The sequence below is a fragment of the Vibrio sp. OPT20 genome (assembly GCF_963889365.1).
GTDB lineage: Bacteria > Pseudomonadota > Gammaproteobacteria > Enterobacterales > Vibrionaceae > Vibrio > Vibrio splendidus.
Window position 1 is genome coordinate 809027 of sequence record NZ_CAWPOA010000031.1, and the last position, 12579, is coordinate 821605.

Here is a 12579-nt window from a genome sequence, read left to right on the forward strand (position 1 = left end):
TTCGTTAGGCGTGTGCAGCAAGCTTTTGTACAAGTTCGTACGCTTTGCCAGAGTTCATCGCGTCAATGGCTTGCTGTGTGTTGGCTTTTAGATCTTCGTGACCAAATAGACGCATCAGCAGAGCAACGTTGACTGCCACAGCGCCAACTTGAGCATCTGTGCCTTTACCCGTCAGGATATCGGTTGTGATGGCTTTGTTCTCTTCTGGCTCGCCGCCCTTGATTGCTTCAAGAGGGTGAGTGTTCAGGCCAAAGTCTGCCGGTGTCACTGTGTACTCGTGAATTTTGCCATCTTTAATTTCAGCAACGATTGTCTCGCCATGAATAGCCACTTCATCAAGGCCACTACCATGCACAACGGCAGCACGCTTTATACCCATTTGCAGCATGGTTTCCGCTATAGGGCGGACGAGCTCTTTGCTGTAAACACCCATTAACTCGATATTAGGGCGAGCAGGGTTAATCAGTGGACCAAGGATGTTGAAGATAGTGCGCGTTTTCATCGTCTGACGAACAGGCATCGCGTGACGTACACCGACGTGATATTGCGGAGCAAATAGGAATGCTACGCCAAGCTCGTCGACTGCAGTACGAGTGTCTTCTGCTGTCATCGCTAGGTTAATACCGAACGAGTCTAGTAGGTCAGAAGAGCCTGATTTGCTCGATACGCTGCGGTTGCCGTGCTTAGCTATTTTTAAACCACACGCTGCTGCTACAAATGCAGAAGTTGTAGAAATGTTGATGGTGTCATGACCGTCGCCACCTGTACCTACGATGTCTGCGAAATCGTAATCAGGACGTGGGAACGGGTTTGCATTGGCAAGCAGTGCTTTCGCTGCGCCAGCGATTTCATCCGGCGTTTCGCCTTTGATTTTCAGTGCAGTAAGCGCAGAAGCCATCAGGATTGGGTCCAGTTCGCCCTTGATGATCACATCAAACAGTTGTTGGCTTTCTTCTTGAGTAAGAGACTGTTGTTCGTAAAGTTTATTAATCTGTTCCATGATCGTTTCCTAGTTAGTCTTTTTATCAAGAGTAGAGCTTTTCTCTAGATGAAGAGGTTTCTCAAGAGCCCATTCGATAGCGTTCGCTAGAAGCGTTGCACCGTAGGTCGTCATAATCGATTCAGGGTGGAATTGGAACCCACAAACCTTGTCTTGTTCTTGAACTACAGACATTACCAAATCATCGACTTCAGCGGTCACTGTTAGGCTATCGGATACATGCGTTGCCACTAAAGAGTGGTAGCGAGCGATAGCCAGCGGCGAAGGTAAGCCTTGGTAAGTCGCATGGTTTTGGTGTTCCATCATCGACACCTTACCATGAATGATTTCGCCAGCGCCTGCAACGGTGCCGCCGTAGGCTTCAACAATCGCTTGGTGGCCTAAGCAAATACCAATCATTGGCACTTTGCCTTTTAGCAGCTGAATTAGCTCAGGCATGCAGCCCGCATCCGCTGGAGCGCCAGGGCCTGGTGAAAGCAGTGCAACAGGGTTGTCTAGTTCGTTGATCGCCGCTTCAACTACCTTTGCTGGAATGTTGTTACGGTAAATTTTCACGCTGTGACCCAACGAACGGAACTGGTCTACAAGGTTGTAAGTGAACGAGTCGAAGTTATCGATGAATACAATATCAGCCATGATTACGACTCCTTCTTAGTTGTTAGGTTTTTAGTATGAGCAGCTTGAATCGCAGAGATAACCGCTTGTGCTTTGCCGCGAGTTTCATCGGCTTCTGCTTGTGGGTCTGAATCGAACACCACACCAGCGCCAGCTTGTACTTGTGCAACGCCATCTTCAACGTAAGCAGAACGAATCACGATACAAGTATCTAAAGTTCCTTCACCAGTTAGGTAACCCACTGCACCGCCGTAGCTACCACGACGTGTTTTTTCTACGTCACGGATAAGCTGCATTGCGCGGATTTTTGGTGCGCCTGTTAGCGTGCCCATGTTCATACAAGCTTGGTAAGCGTGCAGTGCATCTAAGTCTTCACGTAGCTGACCAACAACACGAGAAACCAAGTGCATTACATGGCTGTAGCGATCAACTTTCAGCAAGTCTGCTACGTGGCGAGTGCCGGCTTCTGCAATACGTGCCACATCGTTACGAGCTAGGTCGACTAGCATCATGTGCTCAGCGTTTTCTTTCTTGTCGGTACGCAGTTCAAGTTCAATGCGGCTATCTAGGTCGAAATCAATTTGGCCATTCGGGCGCTTACCACGACGACGAGTACCAGCAATTGGGTAAATTTCGATTTGGTTGGTTTCAGTTTCGTACTTCAGCGCGCTTTCTGGAGAAGCTCCAAACAAAGTAAACAGCTCATCTTGCATGTAGAACATGTAAGGGCTTGGGTTACTTTGCTTGAGTTCTTTGTAAGCCGCCAGTGGAGCTGGGCAAGGTAGCGTGAAGCGACGTGAAGGTACTACTTGGAACACATCGCCTTTTACTACGTACTCTTTTAGGTCACGAACCGTTTGGCAGAAGTCTTGATCTGAAACACTCGGTACAGCTTCAACGTTGTCGAGCGGCGTTACTTCTGTGATGGCTTTCAATGACAGGCATTGTGTCTGAATGTCAGCTAGACGCTCAGTTAATTGTGTTCTGATGTTTTCATCTTGAGTGAACAAGCTGGCGTGAAGCAGACCTTCGTTCTCTTGGTGATCGAAACGCAATAGTGTTTCAGCAACGTAGAAAACAAAGTCAGGGCAGTTATTAGTCGCTTCAGCATCACCTAGCGGTTCAAAGTTCGCCACTATGTCGTAAGCGAATAGGCCCGCCATGAATAACGCGTGCTTGTTATCAGCGTCTTGCTCAAAGCTGTGTTGAACCAAACGCAGTGCATCGAATGAAGAAGCTTCTCTTAAACGTGAGTCTTCATCTAATTCGTTGCTTGGCTCGACAAAGGTCAGCGTCAAAACGTTATCGGTAAGGTCAGATTCAATTTCTGCTTTAACGTTTTGAGTGAGATGTTCGATAAGCGCTTGACCATTTTCAGTCAATGCTTGGAAGGTTACTTCATGTCCGCGACATACGATGCGAACAGCAGAGTCGATAAGGAGTAGGCTTGTCAGGTTCTGTTTAGATTCAATCTCAGCAGATTCCAACAACAGGCTGTCTGTTTTGTTTTCACACAAAGTATGAAAAACGCTGGTTGGATCTTGCGAGTAAGGAACTGAAGAATTGATGACCTCAATGGTTCCCAGCTTTTTGATTTCAATGGCCTTGTTCACAAGACCTCCTTTATGATTCTTTAAATTTCCTGCCGTACATAGTCGCATAAAGATACCTTTCACCCAATCTAGAATATGGTCAATTCGATGATTTGTTAGTCAGTTGAATGTGAGATGTTCGACAAATTAAAAAGCCCGCTATTAAAGCGGGCTTAGTGATAACTTTTTTATAAACAAACTGTTTAACTAGAAGTACACGTTAGCCCACCAAGAACTTGTCCAAGTGCGCCACCAATTAAGCTCAGAACTTGCTTCTACTGAAGAAAGTTCTAAAACTTTATCTTTATGGTTTTGGTTAAATTCTTGTAACATGGTGAACCTATCAAATGTGATACTTCGTATTTGTGTACTAGTTAACTAGTTTTGCGCTTGCAGGTCAAGTGCGTTGACACAAATATAACGATAAAAATTGAAAACAATGAAAAAGAATATATGAGAATTGATCTACATAGTCATACAACAGCCTCAGATGGCCGACTTACTCCACCTGAACTGATTGACCGAGCGCTAGGCTTTAACATCGAAGCGTTAGCGATTACAGATCATGATACGACTGATGGGCTTGCTGAAGCACGCAGCTATATTGCTGATAACAACCTTCCTATCCAGTTGATCAACGGCATTGAGATTTCGACCGTTTGGCAAAACAAAGATATCCATATTGTTGGGTTAAATGTTGATCCGGAGTCACCAGAGCTAAAAGCGTTAATTGAACAACAGAAGCAACACCGTGTTGGGCGTGCAGAGATGATTGCTCAACGTCTTGAGAAAGCGACTCGTGAAGGCTTGCTAGAAGAAGTTAAATTGATTGCTGGTGATGCGCCTATCACTCGTGCTCACTTTGCTAAGTGGTTAGTCGATAACGGCTACGCAAAAACCATGCAGCAGGTGTTTAAAAAGTTTCTGACTCGCAATAACCCAGGTTATGTGCCGCCAACGTGGTGTTCAATGAGTGATGCTGTAACGGCTATTCATGCTGCTGGCGGCCAAGCAGTATTAGCTCACCCCGGCCGATATGGCTTAACAGCGAAGTGGGTTAAGCGTCTGTTAGCTGCATTTGTTGAAGCAAAAGGTGACGCTATGGAAGTCGCTCAGCCTCAGCAAGCGCAACAAGAAAGACGCACACTTGCGGATTATGCTATACAATACAAACTATTAGCCTCCCAAGGCAGTGACTTCCATTACCCATCCCCATGGATGGAACTTGGACGTAATCTCTGGCTACCTTCTGGGGTCGAAGAAGTATGGAAAGATTGGGAGTTTCAAACGGTTTCACCAATTGATACCGATGACAGTATTTAGGTGAACCAGCTCCTTCTGATGATAGAGTCGAGAGATTCGATAACGAGGATCAACAATGAGCCAGTTTTTTTATGTACACCCAGATAACCCACAAGCGCGCTTAATTACTCAAGCGGTTGCGATTATTCGCAATGGCGGCGTTGTGGTTTATCCAACAGATTCCGGTTATGCGCTGGGCTGTCAGCTTGAAAACAAACAAGCACTTGAACGCATCTGTAAAATTCGTCGAATCGATGATAAGCATAATTTTACGTTGTTATGCCGTGATCTTTCTGAATTGTCACTGTATGCACGAGTTGATAACGTGGCTTTCCGTTTACTTAAGGCACACACGCCCGGTGCTTATACGTTTATCTTCAAAGCAACTAAAGAAGTGCCAAAGCGTTTGATGAACGCGAAACGTAAAACGATTGGTATTCGTGTACCAGACAACAAGATTGCCCTAGACCTGTTGGAAGCAATGGGCGAGCCATTGATGTCGACGTCTCTGATTCTTCCGGGTAACGAGACAACCGAATCGGATCCAGAAGAAATTCGCGACAGCCTAGAGCATGCGGTTGATGTCATTTTGAATGGCGGCTATTTAGGTGAGCAACCGACTACGGTTATTGACTTCAGTGACGATGATGCCGTTGTTTTACGTCGTGGTGCCGGCGATCCAGCGCCGTTTGAATAATAGCGTTACTGATTAACAGTCTGTAACGAAACAGCAAACCTGCCAGAGTAAATAACAAGTGCTTTTTGGCAGGTTATTTGCGATAATACGCGACCGCGATTTGGTCGCGAAAAATTCATTCGACGTCTGTGAAGACGACAATTAGGTAGAAAAGAGTAAATGAGCGAAAAATTACAGAAGGTTTTAGCGCGAGCTGGTCACGGTTCTCGTCGTGAACTAGAAGGTTTAATTAAATCTGGTCGTGTAAGTGTTAACGGTCAAGTTGCGAAATTGGGTGAGCGTCTTGAAGACGAGAACTCAGTGATCCGTATCGATGGCCACACTATTACAGGCAAAGCCTCTGAAGAAGTGGTTTGTCGTGTACTTGCTTATTACAAACCGGAAGGTGAGCTTTGTACTCGTCATGATCCTGAAGGTCGCCGCACTGTTTTCGATCGTCTACCTAAGATCCGTGGTTCTCGTTGGATTTCAGTTGGCCGTCTTGATGCAAACACATCGGGTCTTTTGCTTTTCACTACTGATGGTGAACTTGCAAACCGCCTAATGCACCCAAGCCGTCAGGTTGAGCGTGAGTACCTAGTACGTGTGTTTGGTGAAGTGACTGAGCAAAAAGTTAAGAACGTGACTCGTGGCGTTCAACTTGAAGATGGTATGGCTCGTTTCGAAGACGTGGTTTACGCTGGCGGTGAAGGTATGAACCATACTTTCTACGTAGCGATTAACGAAGGTCGTAACCGTGAGGTTCGTCGTCTTTGGGAATCACAAGAAACAACAGTAAGCCGTCTGAAACGTGTACGTTACGGTGATATCTACCTTGATAAGAAACTGCCTCGTGGCGGTTGGAAAGAGCTAGATCTTCAAGAAGTAAACTACTTGCGTGAGCTTGTTGAACTTCAGCCAGAAAAAGAGACACTGTTGGATCTTGATCCTGCAAACACTTCTCGTAAGCGTGAGCGTTCTCGTAGCCAAAAAATTCGTCGCGCTGTTAAACGTCACGAAGAGCGTGCAAATGCTCCTAAAGGCCGTAGCAACCAGACTAAACGTAAGAAGCCTGCAACTCGCGGTACTACAACACCTGATTCAGGTCGTAGTGCTCCAGCGACCAATGGCAAACCTCAGGCTACCAAAAAGCCTAAACTAAACAACGGACGCCCGGCTAAACCGGCTAAGCCAAGATCACGTAAGTAATTACACCAGTAGTTGCTACAGTTCTTAAGCTTAAAGCTTAATCCAACGTTTCGAATACTAAAAAACCTGCTAACTTAGCAGGTTTTTTTTCGTCTTGAATATGGAGCAGTTCAAATCATGTGGAAGTGCTTACCAAGTAGAAACGATTAACCAGGTAGAAGTACTTCACTAGCTAGGGTGACTAGCTATGGACTACGATTGGTTTTAGGTCACTTTCAAATGATTAGAAAAGTTATCACCCTTCGCCATGCGGTCATACAAAATGACATTGACCGCAGCAGCAAGGTTCATGCAGCCATTAGTCGGAACATAGATAGTTTCACGACAGAAGTCCGTGATCTCTTTTTTCAGAGTCCCATCTTCAGGGCCGAAGATATAAAAAGCACGAGGTGGGTGCTTATAATCAGGCAGAGGCTTAGCGCCTTCTATCAAATCAACCGCGATTGGTACGCAGCCAACTGGAATAATGTCTTTCAGGTCTTCAACACCAATTAATGGTAGCTCAAGGTGCTTTTCTTTGGTGTCGGTATGAAATTGTCGAGCGTGGTCATAACGGGTGCCAGTATAAAATACAGAGTTTGCTCCGTAGCAACCAGCCGCTCGCATTACTGAGCCAACATTTTCAGGTGTTTTGGGGTTTACTAATCCAACACAGGCATAGCCTTTGGATAGTGTATCTGTCTTTGCTTTGGTCATAATTTTGTAGAGTTGCAGTTTGGTAAAGTGATGAGGCTATGAAATCGTAAGAAAATCAGCTCAGTACTCTGAGCTGATTTAAGAAGAGCCTAGTCGCGTTTCCACAAGATGTGACAGAACTTGTGTTCAGGGTCACGGCTGATCAGCAGACGAGCGAATACGTCATCTAAGACATCATCAGCTTCATTTACAAGACCAATGCGTACTTCAGCGTAGATCTCTTTGTCGACTTCAAAGCCAACATGTTCAACCCAATCGTCACCAGTTTCAACGAGCTCTGCAGCGCCACGATCTTCAAACTGAGCCGTGAATAGGATCACGTCCGCTGGTTCAAGGTTATCAGGAGCCATCTCTAGAAAGATGTCGTATGCAGTGTCAATTGCGTCGTCGTAAGACATTAGGTCGTTAGCTTCGGTCATAATAAATATCTTAGCTTGCGCGGTTCATGTATTTACGTTCAGCTGTGTTCACAACAACTTTGTCGCCAGTTGCAATGTACTCAGGAACTTGAACAGTAAGGCCTGTAGACAGACGAGCTGGCTTAGTACGAGCTGAAGCAGATGCACCTTTGATTGATGGGTCTGTTTCTTCGATTACTAGCTCAACTGAAGTTGGTAGTTCAAGCGTTGCTGCAGTACCGTCGATAAGAATCGCGTACATGCCTTGAGTTTCTTCGTTGATGAACAGTAGTTCGTCTTCGATCATTTCACCGTTGAAGATGAACTGTGAGTAATCTTCGTTATCCATGAAGATGTACTCGTTACCGTCAACGTAAGAGAACATCACTGCACGCTTAGTTACGTCGATAGTTTCAACTATTTCGTCAGCCTTGTGGCGAACTTCTGTTTTAACGCCAGTCGCTACATCGTGACCACGGAAGCGGTAAATCTTTTGACCGCCACGGCCACCTGGTGTTGTCACTTCGATATCTTTTACTAGTACTGTTTTGCCATCAACGTTGATCGCAAAACCTTTTTTAATCTCACTTGCTCTAGGCATTTTGTGTTTGTCCTTATTGGGTCTATCCGGTGATTATATCTCGTAGACGCTATAAATAGGAATAGCTTGAATCATAAAGTCACCTAAGCGATCATAGAGAGACAGTTAAATCATTATTTTATTTACCGAAACGACCTATGCAGCTACCTGTTATTGACCCAACACAGCCATTTCAACCTGAATTCCAACCTGTGGTTAACGATCTGATTACCTTTTTAAAAGGTGGGTTAGGATCCAATCTACACAGTGTCTATGTTTATGGCAGTGTGGCACGCAAACAAGCCGTCGTCGGTCGCTCGAATCTAGATGTGGTTGTGGTTACCCATCGTCCTTTCCCAGATCAACGAACCACGCTGCTGAATACCATCAAATGGCGTTTTCAAAAGAGCTTCCCGCAGGTCACTCAAGTGGCGATTAAAACTACCTTGGTGAGCGGGATCGTTGATTTCGACAACATATTCACGTGGGGCTTTATGCTCAAGCATTTAGCTGTGTGCGTGCATGGTGAAGACTTATCAGATTGCTATGGTGACTTTGAAACGAGTTGGGAAATTGCCAAGCACTGGAATATGGACGCTGAAAACTGGTTGGCGGTTTATCGCAATAAGATCGCCCGAGCAACAACGCCAGAACAACAAGTTGCAGCACAGGTGATCATTGCTAAAAAGCTACTGCGAGCGAGTTACTCTTTGGTGATGTATCGTGACAAATATTGGTTCGATGACCCAATAGAGTGTGGTCAACAGTTCTTGAAGTATCACCCAGATAAAGACGTCGAAATCCAAAGGTTAGGCATTTTACTTTCTGGTAGACCGATTCCTAAACGTTCGGTGATAGGGATTCTTGATGGCTTTGGCGAGTGGCTGGTTAAGCAGTATCAGAAAACTGAGTTTCGAATCGGATAGAGATTCGTAACCTCCCAATGAATACTAAAAAGCAGAGCGGGCTGAGTAACACAGCACTTCTCTGCTTTTTTCGTTTTGATGTTTGGCTCGAGTTTTAATAGATATCTCGAGTCTAATGTCGCCTCGAAAAGAGGGCTCAATCTAGAACAGACCTAGCTGCTGCCCGCTGACTCGTTCAAAATCTAAACCGATGAAGGGCAAGATAGCCTCTGCGACCGGTTTAATCTGCTTGTCGATGTAATGCTGATAATCGATACCATTCTTCAAGTACTCCTTTGGCTCAGGGCCACTCAGGGTAATCAAATATTCAATACGCCCTTTGTTTTGGTATTGAAGCGGGCGACCAAGTTTGGCATTTATCTCATCGGCCAGACGAGCTGCGCGAACCTGTGGCGGAATGTTTTTTTGATACTCGTGTAGTTTGCGGCGCAAACGCTTTTGGTACACAAGTAAATCATCGTGTTTACCAGCAGCGGTTTCATCGACAAACTGTCTGACATAGTCCGTTGGGTCTTGATCGTGAAATACCATTTCATACAGGGTTTGTTGGAATTGCTGCGCGAGAGGTGTCCAGTCGGTTCGCGCACTTTCAAGCCCTTTAAAGATGATCTTCTCTTGGTCGCCTTGATTGATCAAGCCTGCATAGCGTTTCTTCGAGCCGGTTTCTGAACCTCTAATGGTTGGCATTAGAAACTTGCGATAGTGAGTCTCGTATTCAAGTTCGAGTATTGAGGTTAGGTTGTAGGTTTCTTTTAAGTGATTCGTCCACCAATCGTTGATGTAATCGACCAGTGCGTTTCCGATCTCATCTGCTTTTTGTTGATCGTAACTGCCGTTTAGCGATACGAAGGTTGAATCGGTATCTCCGTAAATTACTTGATAACCTTTATCCTCGATTAGAACCTTGGTTTGCTTCATGATCTCGTGCCCACGCATAGTGATCGATGAGGCCAAACGGGTATCGAAGAAGCGACAGCCAGAAGAGCCAAGCACACCATAGAAGGAGTTCATGATGATCTTAATCGCTTGAGAGAACGCTTTTTCGTTGTTCTTCTTTGCAACGTCACGTGCTGCCCACAGGTTTTCGATCATCTCTGGTAGAAAGTGCTTAGAGCGGTGGAACTGACCGCCACGAAACCCAGCCACCGCTTGGTCTTCTTCAGAGCCTAACTCTAACTTTAGTCCTTCTATCAGCCCCATTGGATCAATCAAGAAAGAACGAATGATTGATGGGTATAGGCTCTTAAAATCGAGTACCAAAACCGAGTCGTACAAATTGGGAATCGAATCCATCACATAGCCACCGGGGCTAGCGATCCAGTTCTCGGGCTCTAAATTAGGCGCGACGTAACCTGCTCGGTGTATTTGAGGCATGTATAAATTAGTAAAGGCCGCAACAGAGCCACCAACACGATCCAGCTCGACACCGGTTAATCGAGAGCGCTCAATCGCGAAGTCGAGTAGGTGAGTGTGTTCGAAGATGCGATTTACTAGCACGCAGTCTTGAAGGTTGTACTTGGCGAGCGAAGGCTTATCGAACTTAAACATCCGGTTTATCTCATCCATGCGGTCGTGAACGTTATGGATGTCTTTGCCTTCCCCGAGCAGCTCTTGAGATACCGATTCAAGAGACCAAGAGCGGAAGTGGTAGGTCGCTGTCTTGAGCATGTCGATGCCATCCAACACAACGCGGCCTGGGATAGTGATAAAGCCTTGCTGGTTTTGTGCAGAACTACGGAAAAAGCTTGGTTGATTGTCTCTACCGATGCTGAGCTTCACTTCGTTCCATTCTGAACGTTTGTGCAGCAGCCTAAAATCGAAATCAATGACATTCCAACCGATGATGATGTCGGGATCAAATTCAGAAAACCATCTAATCATCGCCTCCAGTAGAGCTTTCTCATTAGGGACCCATTGGACGTTTGTGTTAGCCTCTTGTGGTTCGCCGACCATGATGACTCGACTGTCCATCTGGCTGTCTAAGCCAATGGAATAAAGCACGCCTTTTTCCGAGCATTCAATATCAAGTGAAACCACAGATAAACTGGGTAAGTAATCGCCCGCTCTGCATTTTGCATTGGAAACTCTAAGATGCTGACTTTTTTGCACGGCAGTCCCGGTGAACTCAATGCTGCCTTTGATAAAGCGTTCCATCAGGTATCGATCGGCGAGTCGAATATCGCTTTCAAAGGTCTGAATTTCTTCGCTGTGAAAGGCTTGTGCTAAACCAAAGCTACTTCTCGCCAGTGATGTATAACATGCGGCGAGAGGGGTTTGATCGAATGTGGCTAGTTCTAGGGACTTGAATTGGCAATCAATCGACTCTTTCGCTGCGATTGCCTGACATTCTTCAACATCAGATTGAGCGACGAAAAATACAGGTTTTTCATTTTGAATCGTCAGCAGAGTTGGGCCTTGAGGGGAGTTTAACCACAAATCAATTTGGGTACGCCCTGAAAAGTCTCTCGCTTGTCTTGTGAGTACAAAGCCTTGCTGAATATCCAATGTAGTAACCTATTGAAATTGGGAATCGAATACTACCATCTAGCGGCTCTCTGCGCACAACAGGCAACCAAAATACTAACTAAATTCTAGTTAACAGAGGCAAATAACGGGACTCCATAAGCAAATAAGTGAAATTGTCGTGAATGGCTATTCAATGGTATTGAAAATATCTTTATCTTGTGTAATTTTATTGGGTGTTGTTTTAACTGGTTGATTTTTAGAAAAAGCTTGTTGTTTTAGTTGGCTTATTTATAAATAAGTACTTGCTAAAGTTAGTGTTTCGACACATATTCAACAGAGATTTTATTTAGTAATTGAGTTAAGATATACACAATGCTGCGACCCGTTGTTCCTTTGTTTAATTGTTTCAAATAGATGAAACGACACAGTGGTTGCAGAGCCAATTAATAGTGTGGAGATACAAGTTTGATAAATGTTTTCCTTGTAGATGATCACGAGCTGGTTCGCACAGGGATACGACGTATTATTGAAGACGTCCGTGGAATGAACGTAGCAGGGGAAGCTGAAAGCGGTGAAGATGCTGCAAAATGGTGTCGTACTAATAATACTGACGTTATTTTGATGGATATGAATATGCCTGGTATTGGTGGCTTAGAAGCAACCAAGAAAATCTTGCGTTTCAACCCTGATGTTAAAATCATCGTTTTAACTGTTCATACGGAAAATCCGTTTCCAACTAAAGTGATGCAAGCTGGAGCTGCAGGTTACCTTACTAAAGGTGCAGGTCCGGATGAAATGGTAAATGCAATTCGAGTGGTTAATAGTGGCCAACGATACATTTCACCAGAAATTGCGCAGCAGATGGCTTTGAGCCAATTCTCGCCTGCGTCTGAAAATCCATTCGCAGACTTATCTGAGCGTGAACTTCAAATCATGATGATGATTACCAAAGGTCAGAAAGTGACGGATATTTCAGAACAACTCAATCTAAGCCCTAAAACAGTCAACAGTTACCGCTACCGTTTGTTCAGCAAATTGGATATCAGTGGCGATGTAGAGCTGACGCATTTAGCGATTAGACATGGAATGTTAGACACTGAGACCCTTTAACACTGAGAT

General features: G+C 45.0%; 13 protein-coding genes and 1 other annotated feature. Of the genes, 5 read left to right on the plus strand and 8 right to left on the minus strand.

Annotated elements, in window-relative coordinates; all coding sequences use genetic code 11:
* Nucleotides 1-4: 4 nt before the first annotated feature.
* From trpD to AACR09_RS04790, 4 genes are all read right to left on the minus strand, one after another.
* Complete coding sequence (trpD, locus tag AACR09_RS04775; protein WP_193836075.1) at nt 5-1000, minus strand: anthranilate phosphoribosyltransferase; 996 nt, start codon at nt 998-1000, stop codon at nt 5-7.
* A gap of 9 nt (nt 1001-1009) precedes the next feature.
* Entirely contained in the window at nt 1010-1636 is a 627-nt protein-coding gene (locus AACR09_RS04780) for an aminodeoxychorismate/anthranilate synthase component II (protein WP_004729794.1), read from the minus strand.
* A 2-nt stretch (nt 1637-1638) separates the two neighbouring features.
* A complete protein-coding gene (locus AACR09_RS04785) occupies nt 1639-3228 on the minus strand; it encodes an anthranilate synthase component 1 (protein ID WP_193836076.1) in 1590 nt (529 codons plus the stop codon).
* 125 nt (nt 3229-3353) lie between these two features.
* Nucleotides 3354-3468, minus strand: a sequence feature (Trp leader region).
* Nucleotides 3415-3540 (minus strand): trp operon leader peptide, encoded by a 126-nt coding sequence (locus AACR09_RS04790; RefSeq protein WP_009848753.1) that lies wholly within the window; start codon nt 3538-3540, stop codon nt 3415-3417. It overlaps the preceding feature by 54 nt.
* 120 nt (nt 3541-3660) lie before the next feature.
* Here AACR09_RS04790 and rnm point away from each other — a divergent pair, with 120 nt between their 5' ends.
* The 3 genes from rnm (at nt 3661) to rluB (ending at nt 6394) form a co-directional block, all read left to right on the plus strand.
* Entirely contained in the window at nt 3661-4530 is an 870-nt protein-coding gene (rnm, locus tag AACR09_RS04795) for an RNase RNM (RefSeq protein WP_102441645.1), read from the plus strand.
* A 55-nt stretch (nt 4531-4585) separates the two neighbouring features.
* The gene (locus AACR09_RS04800) at nt 4586-5206 is read left to right on the plus strand and encodes an L-threonylcarbamoyladenylate synthase (RefSeq protein WP_009848751.1); all 621 of its coding nucleotides are present in this window, start codon (nt 4586-4588) and stop codon (nt 5204-5206) included.
* A 159-nt stretch (nt 5207-5365) separates the two neighbouring features.
* Nucleotides 5366-6394: a 23S rRNA pseudouridine(2605) synthase RluB gene (rluB, locus tag AACR09_RS04805; protein ID WP_004729784.1), complete on the plus strand. Its 1029-nt coding sequence runs from the start codon at nt 5366-5368 to the stop codon at nt 6392-6394.
* A gap of 204 nt (nt 6395-6598) precedes the next feature.
* On the opposite strand, the gene AACR09_RS04810 is transcribed toward rluB, so the two are convergent.
* From AACR09_RS04810 to efpL, 3 genes are all read right to left on the minus strand, one after another.
* Nucleotides 6599-7090 (minus strand): RNA methyltransferase, encoded by a 492-nt coding sequence (locus tag AACR09_RS04810; protein ID WP_004729783.1) that lies wholly within the window; start codon nt 7088-7090, stop codon nt 6599-6601.
* Nucleotides 7091-7179: 89 nt separating this feature from the next.
* Entirely contained in the window at nt 7180-7509 is a 330-nt protein-coding gene (locus AACR09_RS04815) for an HI1450 family dsDNA-mimic protein (RefSeq protein ID WP_004729782.1), read from the minus strand.
* Nucleotides 7510-7519: 10 nt separating this feature from the next.
* Nucleotides 7520-8089: an elongation factor P-like protein EfpL gene (gene efpL, locus AACR09_RS04820; protein ID WP_004729781.1), complete on the minus strand. Its 570-nt coding sequence runs from the start codon at nt 8087-8089 to the stop codon at nt 7520-7522.
* A gap of 137 nt (nt 8090-8226) precedes the next feature.
* Here efpL and AACR09_RS04825 point away from each other — a divergent pair, with 137 nt between their 5' ends.
* The gene (locus AACR09_RS04825; RefSeq protein ID WP_193836077.1) at nt 8227-8994 is read left to right on the plus strand and encodes a nucleotidyltransferase domain-containing protein; all 768 of its coding nucleotides are present in this window, start codon (nt 8227-8229) and stop codon (nt 8992-8994) included.
* A gap of 141 nt (nt 8995-9135) precedes the next feature.
* On the opposite strand, the gene AACR09_RS04830 is transcribed toward AACR09_RS04825, so the two are convergent.
* Nucleotides 9136-11499 carry a DNA polymerase II gene (locus AACR09_RS04830; protein WP_193836078.1) on the minus strand — a complete coding sequence of 788 codons (2364 nt, stop codon included), beginning with the start codon at nt 11497-11499 and terminating at the stop codon, nt 9136-9138.
* A gap of 426 nt (nt 11500-11925) precedes the next feature.
* Between AACR09_RS04830 and uvrY the strand changes: the two genes are divergently transcribed.
* On the plus strand, nt 11926-12570 hold the full coding sequence (gene uvrY, locus AACR09_RS04835; RefSeq protein WP_004729778.1) for a UvrY/SirA/GacA family response regulator transcription factor: 645 nt from the start codon (nt 11926-11928) through the stop codon (nt 12568-12570).
* Nucleotides 12571-12579: the final 9 nt, after the last annotated feature.

Excerpts from the sequence above, each read along its gene's own strand:
- AACR09_RS04800 (WP_009848751.1), top strand. The coding sequence starts at position 4,586 with ATGAGCCAGTTTTTTTATGTACACCCAGATAACCCACAAGCGCGCTTA.
- AACR09_RS04780 (WP_004729794.1), bottom strand. The coding sequence starts at position 1,636 with ATGGCTGATATTGTATTCATCGATAACTTCGACTCGTTCACTTACAAC.
- rnm (WP_102441645.1), top strand. The coding sequence starts at position 3,661 with ATGAGAATTGATCTACATAGTCATACAACAGCCTCAGATGGCCGACTT.
- AACR09_RS04810 (WP_004729783.1), bottom strand. The coding sequence starts at position 7,090 with ATGACCAAAGCAAAGACAGATACACTATCCAAAGGCTATGCCTGTGTT.
- efpL (WP_004729781.1), bottom strand. The coding sequence starts at position 8,089 with ATGCCTAGAGCAAGTGAGATTAAAAAAGGTTTTGCGATCAACGTTGAT.
- AACR09_RS04790 (WP_009848753.1), bottom strand. The coding sequence starts at position 3,540 with ATGTTACAAGAATTTAACCAAAACCATAAAGATAAAGTTTTAGAACTT.
- rluB (WP_004729784.1), top strand. The coding sequence starts at position 5,366 with ATGAGCGAAAAATTACAGAAGGTTTTAGCGCGAGCTGGTCACGGTTCT.
- trpD (WP_193836075.1), bottom strand. The coding sequence starts at position 1,000 with ATGGAACAGATTAATAAACTTTACGAACAACAGTCTCTTACTCAAGAA.
- AACR09_RS04825 (WP_193836077.1), top strand. The coding sequence starts at position 8,227 with ATGCAGCTACCTGTTATTGACCCAACACAGCCATTTCAACCTGAATTC.
- AACR09_RS04815 (WP_004729782.1), bottom strand. The coding sequence starts at position 7,509 with ATGACCGAAGCTAACGACCTAATGTCTTACGACGACGCAATTGACACT.